This window comes from Arboricoccus pini (assembly GCF_900187945.1).
GTDB classification, from domain to species: domain Bacteria; phylum Pseudomonadota; class Alphaproteobacteria; order Geminicoccales; family Geminicoccaceae; genus Arboricoccus; species Arboricoccus pini.
The window spans coordinates 83,860-102,141 of the sequence record NZ_FYEH01000011.1; the positions used below are offsets into that span (position 1 = coordinate 83,860).

The following is an 18,282-nucleotide window of genomic DNA, read 5'->3' on the forward strand; positions in this document are numbered from 1 at the left end:
AGTGGCGTTTTGTTGCGGCTTCAGAGGCGCTACATGGCTGGCCGACGTCGGTCAAATGCGGCCCCTGCCCAAACGCATGCGTGCCGCCTATGTTCGGCCGATGGTTGAAGAGATCTTGCATGAGACCGAAGCGTCGCCGGGAAGGCGCGGCTGGTGCCCGGGCGCCTGGCGGCCCATGGCCAGCGCCGATGGCCTCGTCGCCCGGCTACGCCCGAGCGGCGGCCGGCTGAGTGGCGCGCAACTCCTGACCATGGCCTCGGCCGCGAGCCACGCCGGCAACGGCGTGATCGAGCTGACCGGGCGCGCCAATCTGCAGCTGCGCGGTATCGAGGCGGCAAAGCTGGCCGCGCTGCAGGCGCAGCTGGGTCTGGCCGGCCTGCTCGACTCCTCGGCCGCGGACGAGGCCCGTCGCAACATTCTCCTGCCGCCCCTGGCTGGCCTCGATCCCACCGCGGCCCTCGATCTTTTGCCGCTTCTGGCCGAACTCGAGCACCGGCTGCGAGAGGCGGACGAGCTGGCGGCCTTGCCGGCCAAGTTCGCCCTTGTTCTCGAGGATGGCGGCTTGTTCCAGCCCTCGCGCATCACGGCCGACCTGCGTGCCCGCCCCGTGGCTCAGCTGCCGGGCCAGCTCGCCGTCGGCGTGGGGGCGCCGGATGGCGGGACGCGCTGGCTGGGATCTGCGCCGCCCACGTTGCTGCCCGGCATTCTCCTCGCTCTGATGCGGCGCAGCCTGCCTTATCTCGAAACCCTGCCGCGCGCGCGTTTCAGCTATCTGACAACTGACAACTGTCGAGCGATCGCGCAGGGATTGCCGCTTCGCCCATTGGGTTCCACCCCGATGCCCGAGCCGCCAGGAGGAAGCGCGCCGCCGCTTGGCCACTGGCGCCTCGGCGAGCTGTCTCTCGTCGGCGTGGCAGCACCGTTGGGACGCCTCGATCCGCGCATGCTGGAAATCCTGGCAGGTTGCATCGGTCCAAACGGCCAGGCACGCCTGACGCCCTGGCGCAGCTTCGTGCTTCCTGACCAGTCGGCCCCGATCCTGCGAACACTCAAGGATGGCGGTTTCATCGTCGATGCAAGCTCGCCGTTGCTGGCGATCGCTGCCTGTCCCGGCAAGGAGGGCTGTCGCAGTGGCACGACGTCCACCTTGAAGGACGCCCTCCATCTGGCCGCGCGCCTGCCACTTGAGCCTGGGGGCGGGATCAGACTGCACGTGGCCGGATGTGCCAAGGGATGCGCCCATCCGGCCAAGTCAGCCCTGACCCTCGTGGGGCGAAACGGCAGCTACGATCTCGTGCAAGACGGAAGGGCGGACGCGTCGCCTCTTGCCAAGGGGCTCAGCCTGGGCGATGCCGCGCATCTCCTCTCCTCCCTTACCCTGCGGACCGATCGCCCGTGACCCTGCCGCGACCTTCATCGATCTCGCCTTTCGCCTATGAGCGGGATGGTGCAGCCATCTATCGCCATTCCTTCGCCATCATCCGGGCGGAGGCCGATCTGGCTCGCTTTCGGGGCATCGAGGAACAGGTGGCGGTCCGCATCATTCACGCCTCGGGCATGGTCGAGGTGGCAGCCGATCTCGCCTTCACGCCGGATGCGGCCAAGATCGCGCGCCAAGCGCTCCAAGGCGGCGCGCCCATCTTCTGCGACAGCCAGATGGTGGCGAACGGCATCACTCGGGCCCGTCTGCCGGCCGGGAACGAAATCCTCTGCACGCTCGGCGACCCGCAGGTGCCAGACCTGGCGCAAAAGGCCGGTACGACGCGCTCGGCCGCCGCCCTGGAGCTCTGGCGCGACCGGCTGGGGGGAAGCGTGGTCGCCATCGGCAACGCACCCACGGCCCTGTTCCGCCTGCTCGAACTCGTGGAGGAGGGCGTGCCGCCACCGGCCGCCGTTATCGGCATGCCGGTGGGCTTCGTCGGCGCGGCCGAATCGAAGGAAGCCTTGCTGGCAGCCGGGCACCCGCCGGCCCTGGTCGTGCGTGGCCGCAAGGGTGGCAGTGCCATGGCGGTGGCGGCCCTCAACGCCTTGGCCTGCGAGCGCGAATGAACGCCTCTCCCTGTCTCTATGGCATCGGCGTCGGGCCGGGCGATCCCGAGCTCATGACGCTCAAGGCGGTGCGCCTGCTGCAGGCGGTCGATTTCGTCGCTTATTTCGCCAAGGCTGGCCGTCAGAGCACGGCACGCGTGATCGCCGACCAGCACGTGGCTGCGACCTGCGAGGAACTGCCGCTCTTTTATCCGATGACGACCGAGATCGCCTTCACGCACCCCGAGTATCGCGCCCGCCTCGCCGCCTTCTATGAAGAGGCCACCAGCCAGATCGCCACACGGCTGGCGGCAGGGCGTCGGGGCGCCCTGCTCTGCGAGGGCGACCCGCTTTTCTATGGCTCTTTCATGCACGTCTTCGAGCGCCTGAAAGGAAGCTTTCAGGCCGAGATCGTACCCGGCATCACCGGGATGGCCGGGGCCTGGAGCGCCGCCGGTCTGCCGATGACCTGGGGCGACGACGTCCTGACCGTGATCCCCGCCACGCTCCCTTACGACCGCCTCGTCGACCGCCTGCGGGATGCGGACGCGATCGTCATCATGAAGCTCGGAAAAAACATTAGTAAAGTCCAGCAAGCCATTGAGAAATGCGGCCTTATGGATCGTGCTGTGTATGTCGAATATGCGACGCGTCAAGCGGAGCGTATTCTGCCGCTGGCGACCCTCGGTGCGCGCGCGGCACCCTATTTCGCGCTCGTCCTCGTGGCCGGCCGGGGCAGGCGACCTTGAGCGGCTGGCTGCGGGTGGTGGGGCTGGGCCCGGGCGACGCGCATTGGATCACGCCGGAAGTCCAGGCCATCCTCAGCGAAGCCAGCGATCTCGTCGGCTACGAGTCCTATCTGGCAAGGCTGACGCCCGGCCCCAGCCAAAGCCTGCACGCGACGCCCAACCGCGTCGAGCTGGATCGAGCCCAGGCAGCCCTGGAACTGACGGCCGGCGGCGCGCGTGTAGCCGTCGTTTCCGGCGGCGATCCCGGCATATTCGCCATGGCATCCGCCATCATGGAGGCCTTGGAGCATGGCCCCCCGGCATGGCGTAATCTCGATGTCGGGATTGCCCCTGGAATCAGCGCCATGCAGGCTGCAGCGGCAAGGCTGGGAGCCCCGCTCGGCCATGATTTCTGCGCCATTTCGCTCTCCGACAATCTGAAGCCCTGGTCCATCATCGAGCGCAGGCTCCGGGCAGCCGTTGCGGGCGATTTCGTCATCGCGCTCTATAATCCCGCCTCGCGCGCGCGGCCGGCGCAGATCGGCTTGGCGCTGGAACTCCTGCGCGCCACAGCCGGGGGCGAGCGCTATGTGGCCCTGGCGCGCGGCATCGGCCGTGCCGAGGAGCACGTGCAGGTAACGTCGCTGGCGGATGTCGATCCCGCCGCCATCGATATGCGCACCCTCGTTCTGATCGGCTCCTCCCAGACCCGGCTTTTCCCGCGCGGCCAGACAGGTGCCTGGCTCTATACGCCGCGACGCTATGAGGCCGCCCCGTGAGGCAAGCGGGCGATCCAGTCCAGCACGTCGTCGATGACATGCCGGCATGGCACGGGCGGGAGGCGTGGGCGGTCGATCATGATGACCGGGACCCGCAGAAGCCGGGCAGCCACCAGCTTGGCGGCCGCCGCCTCGCCGCCGCTATTCTTGGTCACCAAGATGTCGATGCGATGATGCCTCAGGATGTCGAGTTCGCCGTCGAGCTGGAACGGCCCACGGTCCAAAAGCCAGGTCTGATCCGACAAGGCAGGCCGCCTCGCCGGCGGGTCGACGGCCCGGATCAGATAATGATGCAGCGGTGCCGCCTCGAACGCCTCGATGCCCTGGCGGCCGGTCGTCAGAAAGACCCGCCGCGGTTTTGGTCCCAACGCCGCGGCCGCAGCCGCAAGGTCGCCCACGCTATGCCAGTCATCGCCCTGTCCCGGCAGCCATGCCGCGCGGGTGAAGCGCAGGAGGGGCAGCCCGGTCACCTCAGCGGCGCTTGCCGCGTTCATCGACATGCGGGCAGCAAAGGGATGCGTGGCATCGATCAAGCCCGATGCACCCCAACGCCTGAGAAAGCTTATAAGGCCCTCGACACCGCCAAAGCCTCCATGGCGCACCTCGATCGGCTGCGGCCTGGGCGTGCGGGTCACTCCAGCCAGCGACAAGAGAGGGTGGAGATCACGCCGGCCAGCAAGGGCCGCCGCCAGCTGGCTGGCCTCGCTACTCCCGCCGAGTATGAGCAAACGTGTTGGCATGTCGCCCGTTCTGCCGCCGGCTGCGGTCTTCGCGCAAGCGACCAGCGGTCATGAGTCGGCCTTGGCTAACCATTGTCGGCATCGGCGAGGACGGGCTGGCTGGCCTTAGCGCTGTCGCGCGCGCAGCCATCCAGGCTGCGCCTTTTATCATGGGTGGCCGCCGGCATCTGGCACTTCTGGGCCCGCATCCGGCCATCTGTCATCCCTGGCCAAGCCCGTTGACCGCCGCCATTCCGACGCTGCTGGCGCGGCGCGGAGAGCCGACTCTCGTCCTCGCCAGCGGCGATCCTTTCTGCTGGGGCATCGGCGCCACGCTGGCGCGACATGTCCCGGCCGAGGAGATCTTGAGCCTTCCGGCCCCTTCCGCCTTTTCTCTCGCAGCGAACCGGCTGGGCTGGCCGCTCCAGGATTGTCAGTGCCTCAGCCTGCATGGGCGCCCGCTGGAAGCGATCCTTCCCCATCTGTATCCAGGCGCCCGCATTCTGGCCTTGAGCTGGGATGGCGGTACGCCCGGAAAGCTTGCCGCCCTCATGGATGAGCGCGGCTTTGGCGCCTCGCGGCTGACGATCCTGGAATCGCTGGGCGGCCCGGCGGAGCGGATCAGGTCCTGCCTCGCCGCCGACTTCGACGTCGCGGCCATAACCGATCTCAACACGCTGGCGGTCGACGTTGCCGCGAAACAGGGCGCGCGCATCCTGCCACGCGCAGGCCTGCCCGACAGCGTCTTCGCCCATGACGGACAACTCACCAAGCGGCCGATCCGTGCGGTGACACTTTCCTCGTTGGCACCGCTGCCGGGCGGCCTGCTCTGGGATGTCGGATCGGGATCGGGGTCGGTCGCCATCGAATGGATGCTGATCCATCCGAGCAATCGGGCCATCGCCATCGAGGCCGATCCGGCTAGGGCCGCCCGGATCGGCCTCAATGCCCGCGAGCTTGGCGTGCCCGGGCTCCAGGTGGTCGAGGGTCGGGCGCCCGAGGCGTGCGCAGGCCTGGCGCCGCCGGATGCCATCTTCGTGGGTGGGGGCAGCAGCGATGTCCGCCTCCTGGATGCCATGCTCGCGGCTCTGCCGGCCGGTGGGAGACTCGTCGTCAATGCCGTCACCCTTGAGGCGCAGGCGGAGCTGGCGCGTCGCCATGGCGTCCTTGGCGGCGAACTCATCGCGTTGTCGATCGCGACGGCAGCACCCATCGGCAGGTTCCAGGCCCTGCGTCCCGCCCTGCCGGTTCATCAATGGATCTTCATCCGGTCGAGAGAAAGCGCATGACGGTTCATTTCATCGGCGCCGGTCCGGGAGCACCCGACCTCATCACCTTGCGGGCCGTCCGGCTGCTGCGCGCCGCACCGGTCTGCCTTTATGCGGGCTCACTCGTCCCAAAAGAGATCCTGGGCCATTGTCCAAAGGGTGCTCGGCTGGTCGATACGGCACCGTTGTCGCTGGACGAGATCGTGGCGGAATATGTCCGCGCCCACGCTCTGGGCCAGGACGTGGCGCGGCTGCATTCGGGCGATCTCTCGATCTGGAGTGCTGTGAACGAGCAGCTTCGCCGGCTCGATGCCCTGGGTATCGACTATACCTTGACCCCAGGCGTGCCGGCCTTCGCGGCGGCGGCTGCCAGCCTCGGGCGCGAACTCACCGTCCCCTCCCTGGCGCAGTCGCTGGTCTTGACCCGGACGCCGGGGCGCGCCTCGGCCATGCCGGAGCGCGAGACGCTGGCGGCCTTCGCCAGCACCGGGGCGACGCTGGCGATCCATCTCTCGATCCATGCGGTCGCGACCGTTGTGGCTGAGCTCTCGCCCTTCTATGGCCAGGACTGTCCGGTGGCGGTCGTCTGGCGCGCCTCGTGGCCGGAGGAGCGGATCGTGCGCAGCACGCTGGCCGGGCTCGTCGCCGCCATCGCCGAGGCCCCCATGGAGCGGACGGCGCTGATCCTGGTCGGGCCTGGCCTCGAGGCGCAGGCCTACCCGGACAGCGCACTCTACGACCCCGGTTATCAGCGCCGCTTTCGCGGCCGCGGAGATTAGGCGCACGCAGGCCCGACCGACGGATAGAATAAGCTGTTAAGAGTTATTTATATCAACGTGTTGGATGTTTTTGCTAAACTTATCGACGAGCATATGGCGGCCTCGGATTAGGACTGACTGAGCGCGCCACCAGGGCGAATATCGTTGGCGATCGTCTCGCCGAAGGGTCCCGTATTGACGCCGCGCGGCTGGCTGCCCTCGTCACGGTGTGCCAGCGGCAGATGCGGCATGGCGTATTCGGCAAAACGGTAGGCTTCCTCCAGATGAGGGTAGCCGGAGAGGATGAAGGTATCGATGCCGACATCCATGTATTCGCGCATCCGGGCCGCCACGGTGGGGCCGTCGCCGACCAGAGCGGTGCCGGCGCCGCCGCGCACCAAGCCGACGCCGGCCCACAGGTTCGGCGCTACCTCAAGCTTATCGCGGCGGCCGCCGTGAAGCGCCAGCATCCTGCGCTGCCCCTCGCTGTCCATGCGGGCGAAGATCTTCTGGGCCGCGGCAATGGTGTCGTCGTCGATATGGGCGATGAGATCGTCGGACGCCCGCCAGGCCTCGGCGTTGGTGCGGCGGACGATGACATGCAGGCGGATGCCGAAGCTGACCTTGCGCCCGGTCCTGGCGGCCGCCGCCCGCACCGTCTTCACCTTCTCGGCCACCTGGGCCACGGGCTCACCCCAGGTCAGATATTTGTCGACCGTCTCGGCCGCGACATCGATGCCCTCGGCCGACGAACCACCGAAATAAAGCGGCGGACCGTTTTCCTGCACGGGCGGAAAGATCAGCTTTGCACCCTCTAGCTTCAGATGCTTGCCCGTGAAGTCGACCGTCTCGCCCGCCAGCAGGCGCTTATAGACGGTGAGGAATTCCCGGGTCACCTCGTAGCGTTCATTGTGCGGCAGGTAGATGCCATCGCCTTTGTTCTCGACCGGATCGCCGCCCGTCACGACGTTGATCAGGAGGCGACCGCCCGAGAGCCGGTCCAGCGTCGCCGTCATGCGGGCGGCCAGGGCAGGCGGCTGCAGCCCCGGGCGCACGGCCACGAGGAAGCGCAGACGACGCGTCTGCGGCACCATGGCCGAGGCCACGATCCAGCTATCCTCACAGGAGCGGCCGGTCGGCAGGAGGACGCCGTAATAGCCCAGATTATCGGCCGCCTGGGCGACCTGTGTCAGGTAGGGCAGGTCGACGGCGCGGCTGCCTTCGGCGGTGCCGAGAAAATGGCCATCGCCATGAGTCGGCAGGAACCAGAGGACGGTTGCTCCCTCGGCGTCGGCCACGTCCATCCCCATGTCATTCGCTCCTCGGCTGGCGCGACATCATTTCACACAAACGCCAGCTTATTTCCTATTCAACCCAGGAAATTGGTAGACAAGACAAGCATCGTCAAGCCCGGCACCTCGTTGAAGCCGCAAGCGGGGTTAGTCGCCAGTCGGGCGATAGGGCTCGAACCAGCTGAGACCGTCGAGGGTGGCGCCGCGCGGCCGGTACTCGCAGCCGACAAAGCCGCGATAATCCAGGCGATCGAGCTCGTCGAAAAAGAAGGGATAGTTCACCTCCTCGCCGTCGGGCTCATGCCGGGACGGCACGGAGGCGATCTGGACATGGCCGATCAGCGGCAGATAGCGGCGTAGCCGCATCGTCACGTCGCCGTGGATGATCTGGCAATGATAGATGTCGAACTGCAGCTTGAGGTTAGGTATCGCCAGCTTCTCGATGAGGGCTGCTGCCCGGTCAACACTGCCGAGGAAATAGCCCGGCATGTCGCGCGGATTGATCGGCTCGATGAGCAGATCGAGGCCATGCTCGCCCACCATGGCAGCGGCATTGGCGACCGCCCGGCCATAGGCCTCTATCGCCTTGGGGTCGGCGGAATCGGCCAGGCCCGCCATGAGGTGGACGCGGCTGGCGCCGAGGGCCTTGGCATAGGGGAGGGCTTGAGCGATGGCGCCGGCGACCTCGTTGGCCCGCGCCGGGATCGCGGCAAAGCCGCGCTCGCCTTTGGACCAGTCGCCGGGCGGCAGGTTGAAGAGGGCCTGGGTCAGGCCCGCTTGGTGCAGCCGCTCGCCGACCAGATGGGATGGGAAATCATACGGAAAGAGAAACTCGACGGCCTCGAAGCCCGCATCGGCAGCGGCGGCGAAGCGGTCGAGAAAGTCCCATTCATTGAACATCATCGAGAGATTGGCGGCAAAGCGCGGCATGGGTGGTCCTCAGGCTCTTTCGGTCTGTTGGTGCTCAGACTTGGCCCGGGAGGTCTATCCCGGCAATTCGCGCGAAGAGCCGGGCAACAGAGGCGTCGTCGTCCTTGCCCATGCCAGCCGCGGCCGTCATCAGGAAGAGCTGCAGGGCCGCTCCAGCCATGGGAGTGGGGAACTGCGTACTCCGGCCCATGTCGGCGATGATGCCCAGATCCTTGGTGAAGATCTCGATCGCGCTCCGGGGCGCATAGTCACCCTCCAGCACGTGCGGAATGCGGTTCTCGAACATCCAACTGTTGCCAGCCGAACCCGTGATCACCTCGAATACTCGGGCCAGGTCGAGCCCTTGCCGGGCGGCGAACGATATCGCTTCGCAGGCAGCGGCGATATGCACGCCCGCCAGGAGCTGGTTGATCATCTTGAACGCCGCACCCGTGCCGGCGGCATCGCCCAGCTCATAGACCTTGGCGGCCATGGCATCGATGGCGGGCCCGGCCATGGTGAAGGCGCGCTTGCTGCCGGCGGCAAGGATGGTGAGCGCCCCTTCGGCGGCCCGAGTTGCGCCGCCGCTGATGGGCGCATCGAGATAATGCCGGCCGGTCGCCTCGACGCGGCGGGCGAGGTCGCGCGCTGCCTCGGGCGCCATGGTGGCGGAGGAAATGACGACGCTTTCCTCCGGCATGGCCGCAAGACAGCCCTCGGCGCCGAAGAGGACATTTTCGGTCTGATGGGCATTGACAACCACCGAGACGAGGATCGGCGTGTCCTGGACCGCCAGCGCCGCACTTGCGGCCACGGTACCGCCTGCCGCCGCGAAAGCCTCCAGATTGGTCGGGTTGACGTCGAAGCCCTTGACCCTGAAGCCCGCCGCCAGGAGTGCACGGGCCATACCGCCGCCCATCGAGCCCAGACCGATCACGGCCACCTGCGATGCCGTCGCCGTCTTGTTCACGCCTTTGCACCGCGTGCTTGCAATATCGGCATCGGTACTAGCCTCCCTTATCGTTTGATCGAGGCTTAGGCGTCTCCTGTGGCAGCGGCAAGGGCTGTGGCCTAACGCCAAGGGCACCGACCCGGAGGTCGATGCCCTTGGTCAGCCAGCAACGGAACGGGTCGCATTAGGCGGGGTTGGTGAGGTTGCCCGGGCCGTTGCGACGATCCGCCATGAACTGGTCGAACTCGGCCTTGTCCTTGGCCATGCGCAATCTGGAGAGGAAGGTCTTGAACTCGCGCTCCTCCTCCTCGAGGCGACGCAGCGTGTCGGTGCGATACTCGTCAAAGGCGCTATTGCCGCTCGAGGCCTTGAAGCCGCGACCGAGCCCGCTCATCGCCCGCTCGGCCACATTGTCCGCATCCTTGAACCAACGCCCGAAGCGTCCACACATCCTACTGCCCATTCGCCCACTCCCAATGACGTAAGCCGCCGTTGCCACACCCAGAGGCCACCATGCCATGAAGGACAGCACGATGAGCGCAAGCCAGGCAGGCTTACCCACACCATCCAGTTTCGCCGCGATGCCCATCAAGGGGCCTCCTGAAGTGAATGTTAATTACATTTACATAGATTGGGCCTGACACAGCCTTTGTCAACCGGCTTTGTGGCCCTAGGGGCCGGGCGTCAGGCCCAATCCTTGAAGATAGATCAGCAGCCCGGCTTCGAGGAGGTCCTCCGGGGCCATGGGCAGGCTGCGCCTCGCAGCGTCGCCACGGCTGAAGAGAGCGGCGATGCCGTGCGAGAGCGACCAGAGATGCAAAGCCATCATCAGGGAGGGCGGCCGGCTCTCTGGCGGCAGGCGAAGGGCTACCTGCTGGGCCGCCTGGCGGAGGATTGCAAAGGCTCTATCGCCCGCATGCCGCAGTTCCGGATGCGCCTCGAGCGAGAGCCCCGATTCGAACATGGCCGAGTGATAAGCGGGCTCGGTAGCGGCAAAGGCCAGATAGGCCTTGCCAATATTGCCGAGCGCCACGATCGGGTCGGGCCGGCCATTGTTCCAGGCCAGATGCAGCATGGCCTCGAAGCGCTCGAAGCCCTGCCGTGCCACGTCGGCCAACAACTCGTCGCGATCGCGAAAATGCCGGTAGGGGGCAGCCGGACTGACGCCCGCCGTCCGCGCCGCCTCGGCGAAGGTAAAACCCGAGAGGCCTTTCTCGCTGATCAAGTTGAGGGCGGCACGGATCAGCGCTTCTTTCAAATTACCGTGATGATAACCGCGCCTGCTCATGGAAGGTCCGCCCGCTCAATGTAAGGAGGTCTTACATGGTCGCGGCGGGCGGCGCCATATCGTGGCGGAAACAGACGCTTAGCGTCACGCAGAGATCTGATCACCACCGGCCTATACCAAGATGATCCAACGCACTTTCCACAGTTTTGTGGATAACCCTGTCACGCCCTTATCACCGTCGCCGCCCGGCCGATGCGGTCTGGCAAGACTGGTATCGACATTGCGAAGGGGAAGCCTTGCCATCACATTCCCTACCCATCGGTCGATCCCGGCCGATATGCGATCGCAGTGACACCCAGAGCCCGCCCGCAGCGCCAGCGCGGCCAGGCATATCAACCCGGACCCAGGCCGCATGACCTCTTTTGCCTCGCGTTTCTTCGATCTGGCGGAACTTCCTCCGCGCGACGCCTATAAGCTCATGATCGGCAGCGTCGTGCCCCGCCCGATCGCCTGGGTGACGACGGTCGATCTGGAGGGCCATATCAATGCGGCCCCCTTCAGCTTCTTCAATTGTCTTTCCAGCGAGCCGCCGCTTCTGGCGATCGGCATCGGCACCCGGGGCGATGTCGCCCAGACGCTAAAAGATACCGCGCGCAACATCCACCTGACCCACCAGTTCACCGTCAACATCGTCGGCAACGATCTGGTCGAGGCGATGAACATCACGGCCGCTCCCTTCGCCGCCGGCGTCGAGGAATTATATCAGGCGGGGCTAGAGACGATCCCGGGCAGCAAGGTGGTCTCGCCTCGGATCGCTGCCGCGCCGGCGGCGCTCGAATGCGAGCGCTTCACGACACTGGAGGTCGGTGCCGGGCAGAACATCGTGCTTGGCCGCATCCTGGCGATCCACGTGCACGAGGACGCGGTGGACGAACGCTTTCACATCGATCCACGGCGATTGGACGCGGTCGGTCGCATGGGCGGCGCCGGCTACGCTACCACGCGCGATTATTTCGAGCTCGACCGCCTCGACGTCGAGGCGGCGATAGCCGGCAAGAACCAGGAACGGCGTTGACCGGGACCAACCCTGTCCCGGCTGACGCCGGGACCTGGGCGCAGCCGCGCGCGACGCTGCTTGAGCGGTCTCCGCGGCTACCGCGCGCTGCTTGAGCCAAGGATCAGGCGTCGATTTCGCTGCCGTCCTGCGACCAGCGGGTGTGGAAGCTGCCCTCCTTGTCCAGCCGGCGATAGGTGTGGGCGCCGAAATAGTCGCGCAGGCCCTGCAGAAGATTGGCCGGCCCCCGCGCGCGGCGAAGCCCGTCGAAATAGGCAAGGCAGGACGAGAAGGCAGGTACCGGCGTGCCGCTCTCGATGGCGCGTGCGACGGTACGACGCCATGCGGACAGGCTCTCCTGCATGGCGTCGGCGAAATACGGACCAAAGAGCATGTTGGCAGGGGCTTCCTTAGCATACATCTCGCGGATGCGATCGAGGAAGGCCGCCCGGATGATGCACCCGCCGCGCCAGATCTTGGCGAGCGTGCCGAGATCGAGATCCCAACCATAGGTATTGGACGCGACCGCCAACTGCTCGAAGCCCTGGGCGTAAGCAACGATCTTTGAGGCATAGAGTGCCGCGTGAAGATCGGCCAGTTCGGCGGCACTGGCTTTGAAGGGCGGCTTCGTCTCGACCTTGAAGAGCCTCGATGCCTCGTCGCGCTGCGAGCGCCTGGACGAGAGCCCGCGGGCATAAACGGCCTCGGTGATGGCGGTGATCGGCACGCCGAGCTCAAGAGCCGACTGAGCGGTCCAGCGACCCGTACCCTTCTGCTCCGCCTCGTCGACGATCATGTCGACGAGTGGCTTGTTGCTCTTGGTATCGACCTTGCTCAGGACCTCGACCGTAATGTCGATCAGGTAGGAATCGAGCGGGCCCTTCTGCCATCCTTTGAAAATTTCCGCGATCTCGCCGGCACTAATGCCATGCACGCCACGCATGATGTCGTAGGCCTCGGCGATGAGCTGCATGTCGGCATATTCGATGCCGTTATGCACCATCTTGACGTAGTGGCCGGAGCCGCCCGGGCCGATATAGGCAGCGCAAGGCTCGCCATCGACCTGTGCAGCCATCTTCATGACGAAGGGCTCGATGCGCGCCCAGGCATCCTTGTCGCCGGACGGCATGATCGAGGGGCCGAGCAGCGCGCCTTCCTCGCCGCCGGACACGCCCATGCCGAAGAACCGAAGGCCCTTTTGCGCCATTTCGGCGCTGCGCCGTTCCGTGTCGGTGAAAAGCGAATTTCCGGCATCGATCAGGATGTCGCCCTCATCGAGATAAGGGATAAGTTCCTCCATGACCTCATCGACCGGCTTGCCGGCCTTCACCATGATGACGATCGGGCGCGGCCTCGCGATCGACTGGACGAACGCCTCAAGATCGGTCGATCCCTGCAGGACGCCCTCGTCACCATGCTCGGCCAGAAGTTTCTCGGTCCGTTCGCTGCGCCTGTTGTATACGCTGACCTTAAACCCCTTGCGGGCGGCATTGCGGGCCAGGTTCGCCCCCATTACCGCCAATCCAAAAACGCCCAAATCGTTCTTCTCAGCCACGCAGCTTCCCCTTTCACCCGGGCCAATGCCCAGAGACGCGTCCGCGGAGTCCCACCCTATGCGGCCTCCTACGTACCCCGATGATGGCAAATGCCGGCGTCCGGGCCAAGGCGTGACTGCGTCTTTTTGTCCAACATGGTCATGCAAGAGCGGCATAGCTCTTAGATTGAGGCGACGGCGAAAAGACGAGGGAAGGGCATGAGGCGACGGCCATCGGTACGAGATGGGTAGGCCTTGTCGATGCGCTGTTGATAGGCCTGACGGAACGCTGCGCGCCCGTCGTCGTCCAGCGGCTCGAGATAGGGCCGCAGACCAGTGGCGCTGACCCAGTCGACGATCGCCGAGGCATCCGCCATCTGATGGTGATAGATGGTCCGCCACACATCGACCGCCTCGGCCCGCGGCGCCATGAGGTCGTAATAGTCGTCAGGCCTTAGGATTTGCAGCCTCGCATGCGCTTCCTCGCCGATCCGGGCCGCAAAACGCGGCTCGTCCGCCGTCTCACGCATCAGCCGGTGGGTGGGCTCGTCGCGATTATCGGGCACCTGGAAAGCCAGGACGCCGCCCGGTGCCAGCATCGAGAGGAGACGCGGCAGGAGTGCCTCATGCCCGGGCACCCATTGCAAGGAGGCGTTGGCAAAGATCAGGCTCACCGGCCGGCTCGTCTCCCAGGTCAGCATGTCCGCCCGCTCGAAGCTGGCGCCGGGAAGCCGGCGGGCAGCTTTTTCCAGCATGGCGGGCGAGCTGTCGACACCAAGGATAGTGGCCGTTGGATAGCGATTTTGCAGAAGTTCCGTCGAGTTGCCGGGACCACAGCCGAGGTCGACGACGAACGCTGCGTCGTCTAGCGGCACGGCGGCCAGCAGGTCTTGCGCCGGCCGGGTCCGCTCACGCTCGAAACGAGCATAAAGCTCTGGATTCCAGTCAGCCATGGCGATGATCCCTGCGGTTGGACTTATCGGATTTGGAGTTTTTTGCCCGGAAAACGGCGATATGCGCTGCCACCCGGGGCGATCAACCCTCGGCCCCCCTTTTGGGGTTCCGCAATCCCGACTGCGTCCATAGCCGCTCCTTAGCGGCAGAGTCGGCCGCCTCCCTCCATTTGCTGAATACTTGCAGGTGCACAAGGCCGATGCGGCTCGATTGCAACTTGGCCGAAGCAGATTGAGGATTTCTATCTGAGAAATTGGACCGACGTTTCCAATGCTGCACAAAGATTGAAAGCTGGCTGATCGACGCTGCCGGAGCGCAGCGACGCGCTCGCGACAAGGGCCGATGTCAGGCTCCCTGGTGTCTGGCCCTCAAGACGAGCCCGGAGCCACCATCTTGCTGCTGGCGCCGATCTCGCTGACGATCTCATAGGAGCGCAGGCGGGCGGCGTGATCGTAAATCGCCGAGACGATCATCAACTCGTCGGCGCCCGTCTCGGCGATGAAATGCTCCAGTCCTTCCCGCACTGTTTTGGGCGAGCCGACGATTGCGTATGTCAGCATGTGCGAGGCCCGCAGCTTCTCCGAGGGCGACCAATATGTCTCGATGTCCTTGATCGGTGGCGGATATTTGCCGGGCCGACCGCGATGCAGGTTCGTAAAGGCCTGCTGTATCGTCGTGAAGAGAAAGCGCGCTTCCTCGTCGGTATCGGCGGCCACGATGTTGACGCCCGCCATCACATGCGGGCGCGCCAGCTGCTCGCTCGGCTGGAAACGCTGGCGATAGAGGGCCAGAGCGGTCGCGAGGGCGTCGGGTGCGAAATGCGAGGCAAAGGCGTAGGGCAGGCCGAGAGCGGCTGCGAGCTGGGCGCCGTAATGGCTGGAGCCCAGGATCCAGATCGGCACATTGAGGCCGCCGCCCGGCACGGCCTGGATTCGCTGGCCGGGTTGCACCGGTGCTAGAAAGGCCTGGAGCTCCTGGACGTCGTGAGGAAAGCTGTCGGCCGAGTTGGGATCGCGCCTGAGGGCGCGCAACGTGGCCTGATCGGTGCCGGGCGCCCGGCCGAGGCCGAGATCGATCCGCCCCGGATACAGAGTTTCGAGCGTACCGAACTGCTCGGCAATGAGCATGGGCGCGTGGTTGGGCAGCATGATGCCACCGGCACCGACGCGGATCGTTTTGGTCCCACCGGCGATATAGCCGATCACGACCGAGGTGGCGGCGCTGGCAATGCCCGGCATGTTATGATGCTCGGCCACCCAGTATCGATGATAGCCCCATCGCTCGGCATGCTGGGCCAGATCCAGCGAATGCCGCAGCGCATCGCCGGGGGAGTGACCCTCCGGGACGAATGAGAGATCGAGAACCGAGAGAGGGATCATAAAATCTGTCCGGTTGGGTGCACCGCCCGCGGGCACCATGGCCTTTTGCCGCATATGGCTCGACCGCGGCCTGCTTCAATTGTCGTTCAACTCTTGCGGTCGGCCCAGGGGCACCATAAGTTCGATAAACGTCGAACATCGACGAAAATGATCCGGCGTCAATTGCCGGTCCATCATTACCTTGAACGAGACCGCAGCATGCCCAGCCTTTTCGATCCTCTTCGCCTCGGTGACCTTGAGATTCCAAACCGTATCGTCATGGCTCCGCTGACGCGCCTGCGGTCCGACGATACGGTCCATGTGCCGACGCCCCTCATGGTCGAGTATTACTGCCAGCGCGCCAGCGCTGGTCTCATTCTGACCGAAGCCACGCCCGTGACCCCCCAGGGTATTGGCTATCCACGCGTGCCCGGCATCTGGAGCGACGCCCAGGTCGAGGGCTGGAAGGCGATCACGCAGGCCGTCCACGCGGCCGGCGGCAGGATCTTCATGCAGCTCTGGCATGTGGGCCGCATTTCCGATCCGATCTACTTGAACGGCGAATCGCCGGTGGCGCCCAGCGCCATCCGCCCGGCCGGGACCGTGAGCCTAGTGCGACCACAAAAGGAATACGTGACGCCCCGCGCGCTTGAGAGCCACGAAATTCCAGGCATCGTCGCCGCCTACAAGCAGGGCGCCAACAACGCCAAGCGGGCGGGCTTCGACGGCGTGGAGATCCACGGTGCCAATGGTTATCTACTGGACCAGTTCCTGCAGGACGGAACAAACAAGCGAACCGATGCCTATGGAGGCCCGATTGAGAATCGGGCCCGGCTGATGCTCGAAGTCACGGACGCGGCGATCGACGTCTGGGGTGCTGGTCGCGTCGGCATGCATTTGGCGCCGCGTCGCGACAGCCATGACATGAGCGATTCCAATCCTGAGGGCACATTCGGCTACGTGGCCGAGCAGCTCAAGCAGCGGAAGATCGCCTTCATCTGCGCGCGCGAAGCGGAGGGGCCGGACAGCCTCGGGCCAAAGCTGAAGCGGATCTTCGGCGGGCCCTATATCGCCAATGAAAGCTTCACCTTCGAAGCGGCGCAGGCGAGCCTCGCGCGTGGCGACGCCGATGCCGTCGCGTTCGGCAAGCTCTTCATCGCCAATCCCGACCTCGTGGCCCGCTTCGCCCAGCGCGCTCCTTTGAATACGCCCGATCCCACCACCTTCTACAGCCACGACAAAATCGGCTATATAGACTATCCAAGCCTGCCCGTCGCCGCCTGAGGCTAGGGCAAAACCGACCGTCGCCAATCGAGCCCCGATTGATCTCATGCCGCCAGCAACCCATTGCCGCCAGCTCGTCTGTCCTGCTGCCGAGGACACGTCGTTGCCGGCCGTGCTGGCGGCCCTCTCGGACCCGACCCGGCTGGCTCTCGTCATGGTCCTGGCAGAGCATGGCGAACAGCCTTGGGGCGATTTCGACCTCAGAATCGGCAAATCGACATTTAGCCATCACGTAAAGGTATTGCGGGAGGCGGGCCTCCTGCATCATCGCCGCGAGGGCACGCGCTGCTGGATTTCGCTGCGCCGCGACCTGAAGAGCGGCTATGGCGAGGTTCTGGCCATGCTGCTCAAGCTTGCGGCCGACGATCCGCTCGTGGCGGAGCTAGCCGCCACCGCTCGCCTGCCATTGCCGGCCTGAGATTGCCAAGCCCGTCGCGATGGATCGCAGCGGCTGAACCCGCGATCTCCCGCGCCGATCTCGTGCGCGGGACCGGATGGCTGGGCACCGCCGCGGCCCTGACGGCACTCGCAGCTTGCGCCACGCGCGGGCCTGGAAGCGCGGCCAGCACGCTCGAATGCGCGCCTTATGCGCGACGCGTCACCGGCGTCGCGCTTTACGGCGATGGCGCCGATTGGTGGACGCAGGCAGCCGGACACTATCGCCGCACGAAAGAGCCGGCGAAAGGCGCCATCATCGTCTTTGCCCGCACATCGAGGCTCGTGCATGGCCATGTCTCGGTCGTGGAGAGCCTGATCAGCGAGCGACGAATCACCGTCCGGCATGCCAACTGGGTGCCCGGCCGTATCACCACAGCGCAGCCGGTCGTCGACGTCTCGCCCGGCAATGACTGGTCGCGAGTCCGCGTCTGGTGGCAGCCGACCGACAGCCTCGGCATCACGGTCTACCCGGTGCTGGGCTTCATCTTGCCAGCATGAACGAGGTCAGCCGAGGCAGGCCTCGAGCGCCAGTTCATAGGAGCGCGCGCCAAAGCCGGCGATCACCCCTTTGGCCACGGCACTGATATAGGAATGGTGCCGGAAGGCCTCGCGCGCAAAAGTGTTGGAGAGATGCAGCTCGATCACCTCCGCGCCGACGGCCTTGATTGCGTCATGAAGGGCGATCGAGGTGTGGGTATAGGCAGCGGCATTGAGGACGATCTTCTGGCCGGCCAGGCCCGCTTCCTGGATCCAGGTCACGAGATCGCCCTCATGGTTGGATTGGCGAAAGACAATCGCGGCCCGGCCATCGGCGCGACGGCGCAGGCTGGCCTCGATGTCGGCCAGCGTGGTGGCGCCATAGATGGCAGGCTCGCGCGTGCCCAGGAGATTGAGGTTCGGACCGTTCAAGAAAACGATGGTCTGCATACGCGCTGCTTCCTTCCGCTCAAGTACAGATAGCGCGGTTTGAGATCTCAGAGAAATCACCGAGCGCCGTCA

The 18,282-nt window shown here is 65.6% G+C and carries 20 protein-coding genes; 10 read left to right on the plus strand and 10 right to left on the minus strand.

Annotated elements, in window-relative coordinates; translation table 11 throughout:
* The first annotated feature begins 100 nt into the window (after positions 1 to 100).
* The 4 genes from cobG to cobJ are packed head-to-tail and all read left to right on the plus strand — an operon-like array spanning position 101 to position 3,535.
* Positions 101 to 1,399, plus strand: coding sequence for a precorrin-3B synthase (gene cobG / locus CFB17_RS19690; protein WP_279311749.1), 1,299 nt, complete (start codon positions 101 to 103; stop codon positions 1,397 to 1,399).
* On the plus strand, positions 1,396 to 2,049 hold the full coding sequence (locus tag CFB17_RS14465) for a precorrin-8X methylmutase (protein ID WP_243389894.1): 654 nt from the start codon (positions 1,396 to 1,398) through the stop codon (positions 2,047 to 2,049). Before cobG ends, CFB17_RS14465 begins: the two co-directional genes overlap by 4 nt.
* Positions 2,046 to 2,777, plus strand: coding sequence for a precorrin-2 C(20)-methyltransferase (locus tag CFB17_RS14470; RefSeq protein ID WP_088562278.1), 732 nt, complete (start codon positions 2,046 to 2,048; stop codon positions 2,775 to 2,777). The genes CFB17_RS14465 and CFB17_RS14470 overlap by 4 nt, the downstream gene beginning before the upstream one ends.
* Entirely contained in the window at positions 2,774 to 3,535 is a 762-nt protein-coding gene (gene cobJ / locus CFB17_RS14475; RefSeq protein WP_088562279.1) for a precorrin-3B C(17)-methyltransferase, read from the plus strand. The genes CFB17_RS14470 and cobJ overlap by 4 nt, the downstream gene beginning before the upstream one ends.
* Here cobJ and CFB17_RS14480 read toward each other — a convergent pair.
* Complete coding sequence (locus CFB17_RS14480; protein WP_207762112.1) at positions 3,517 to 4,275, minus strand: cobalt-precorrin-6A reductase; 759 nt, start codon at positions 4,273 to 4,275, stop codon at positions 3,517 to 3,519. The two genes, cobJ and CFB17_RS14480, sit on opposite strands and share 19 nt — an antisense overlap.
* 50 nt (positions 4,276 to 4,325) lie before the next feature.
* Between CFB17_RS14480 and cbiE the strand changes: the two genes are divergently transcribed.
* Both cbiE and cobM read left to right on the plus strand, forming a co-directional pair.
* Positions 4,326 to 5,543, plus strand: coding sequence for a precorrin-6y C5,15-methyltransferase (decarboxylating) subunit CbiE (cbiE, locus tag CFB17_RS14485; protein ID WP_088562280.1), 1,218 nt, complete (start codon positions 4,326 to 4,328; stop codon positions 5,541 to 5,543).
* Positions 5,540 to 6,301: a precorrin-4 C(11)-methyltransferase gene (gene cobM / locus CFB17_RS14490; protein ID WP_088562281.1), complete on the plus strand. Its 762-nt coding sequence runs from the start codon at positions 5,540 to 5,542 to the stop codon at positions 6,299 to 6,301. The genes cbiE and cobM overlap by 4 nt, the downstream gene beginning before the upstream one ends.
* 107 nt (positions 6,302 to 6,408) lie before the next feature.
* On the opposite strand, the gene ssuD is transcribed toward cobM, so the two are convergent.
* The 5 genes from ssuD to CFB17_RS14515 all read right to left on the minus strand — a co-directional run bounded on the left by ssuD (position 6,409) and on the right by CFB17_RS14515 (position 10,721).
* On the minus strand, positions 6,409 to 7,584 hold the full coding sequence (gene ssuD / locus CFB17_RS14495; protein ID WP_088562282.1) for an FMNH2-dependent alkanesulfonate monooxygenase: 1,176 nt from the start codon (positions 7,582 to 7,584) through the stop codon (positions 6,409 to 6,411).
* Between the two features lie 135 nt (positions 7,585 to 7,719).
* Positions 7,720 to 8,502: a 2-oxo-tetronate isomerase gene (gene otnI, locus CFB17_RS14500; RefSeq protein WP_088562283.1), complete on the minus strand. Its 783-nt coding sequence runs from the start codon at positions 8,500 to 8,502 to the stop codon at positions 7,720 to 7,722.
* A gap of 34 nt (positions 8,503 to 8,536) precedes the next feature.
* Positions 8,537 to 9,502 (minus strand): L-threonate dehydrogenase, encoded by a 966-nt coding sequence (gene ltnD / locus CFB17_RS14505; protein WP_322112143.1) that lies wholly within the window; start codon positions 9,500 to 9,502, stop codon positions 8,537 to 8,539.
* A 115-nt stretch (positions 9,503 to 9,617) separates the two neighbouring features.
* Entirely contained in the window at positions 9,618 to 10,022 is a 405-nt protein-coding gene (locus CFB17_RS14510) for a DUF2852 domain-containing protein (protein ID WP_088562284.1), read from the minus strand.
* Between the two features lie 81 nt (positions 10,023 to 10,103).
* Complete coding sequence (locus tag CFB17_RS14515) at positions 10,104 to 10,721, minus strand: TetR/AcrR family transcriptional regulator (protein ID WP_088562285.1); 618 nt, start codon at positions 10,719 to 10,721, stop codon at positions 10,104 to 10,106.
* Positions 10,722 to 11,073: 352 nt separating this feature from the next.
* On the opposite strand from CFB17_RS14515, the gene CFB17_RS14520 reads away from it, so the two are divergent.
* Positions 11,074 to 11,736, plus strand: coding sequence for a flavin reductase family protein (locus tag CFB17_RS14520; RefSeq protein ID WP_088562286.1), 663 nt, complete (start codon positions 11,074 to 11,076; stop codon positions 11,734 to 11,736).
* A gap of 103 nt (positions 11,737 to 11,839) precedes the next feature.
* On the opposite strand, the gene gndA is transcribed toward CFB17_RS14520, so the two are convergent.
* The 3 genes from gndA to CFB17_RS14535 form a co-directional block, all read right to left on the minus strand.
* Positions 11,840 to 13,270 (minus strand): NADP-dependent phosphogluconate dehydrogenase, encoded by a 1,431-nt coding sequence (gene gndA / locus CFB17_RS14525; RefSeq protein WP_243389896.1) that lies wholly within the window; start codon positions 13,268 to 13,270, stop codon positions 11,840 to 11,842.
* A gap of 161 nt (positions 13,271 to 13,431) precedes the next feature.
* Positions 13,432 to 14,202, minus strand: coding sequence for a trans-aconitate 2-methyltransferase (gene tam, locus CFB17_RS14530; protein ID WP_088562288.1), 771 nt, complete (start codon positions 14,200 to 14,202; stop codon positions 13,432 to 13,434).
* 369 nt (positions 14,203 to 14,571) lie between these two features.
* Positions 14,572 to 15,582: an LLM class flavin-dependent oxidoreductase gene (locus tag CFB17_RS14535; RefSeq protein ID WP_088562338.1), complete on the minus strand. Its 1,011-nt coding sequence runs from the start codon at positions 15,580 to 15,582 to the stop codon at positions 14,572 to 14,574.
* Between the two features lie 198 nt (positions 15,583 to 15,780).
* Here CFB17_RS14535 and CFB17_RS14540 point away from each other — a divergent pair, with 198 nt between their 5' ends.
* From CFB17_RS14540 to CFB17_RS14550, 3 genes are all read left to right on the plus strand, one after another.
* Positions 15,781 to 16,845 (plus strand): alkene reductase, encoded by a 1,065-nt coding sequence (locus CFB17_RS14540; RefSeq protein WP_088562339.1) that lies wholly within the window; start codon positions 15,781 to 15,783, stop codon positions 16,843 to 16,845.
* Between the two features lie 46 nt (positions 16,846 to 16,891).
* Positions 16,892 to 17,263, plus strand: a complete 372-nt coding sequence (locus CFB17_RS14545; protein WP_088562289.1) for an ArsR/SmtB family transcription factor — start codon at positions 16,892 to 16,894, stop codon at positions 17,261 to 17,263.
* Positions 17,264 to 17,325: 62 nt separating this feature from the next.
* Complete coding sequence (locus CFB17_RS14550) at positions 17,326 to 17,781, plus strand: CHAP domain-containing protein (RefSeq protein ID WP_243389897.1); 456 nt, start codon at positions 17,326 to 17,328, stop codon at positions 17,779 to 17,781.
* 6 nt (positions 17,782 to 17,787) lie between these two features.
* On the opposite strand, the gene aroQ is transcribed toward CFB17_RS14550, so the two are convergent.
* A complete protein-coding gene (gene aroQ, locus CFB17_RS14555) occupies positions 17,788 to 18,210 on the minus strand; it encodes a type II 3-dehydroquinate dehydratase (protein ID WP_088562290.1) in 423 nt (140 codons plus the stop codon).
* Positions 18,211 to 18,282: the final 72 nt, after the last annotated feature.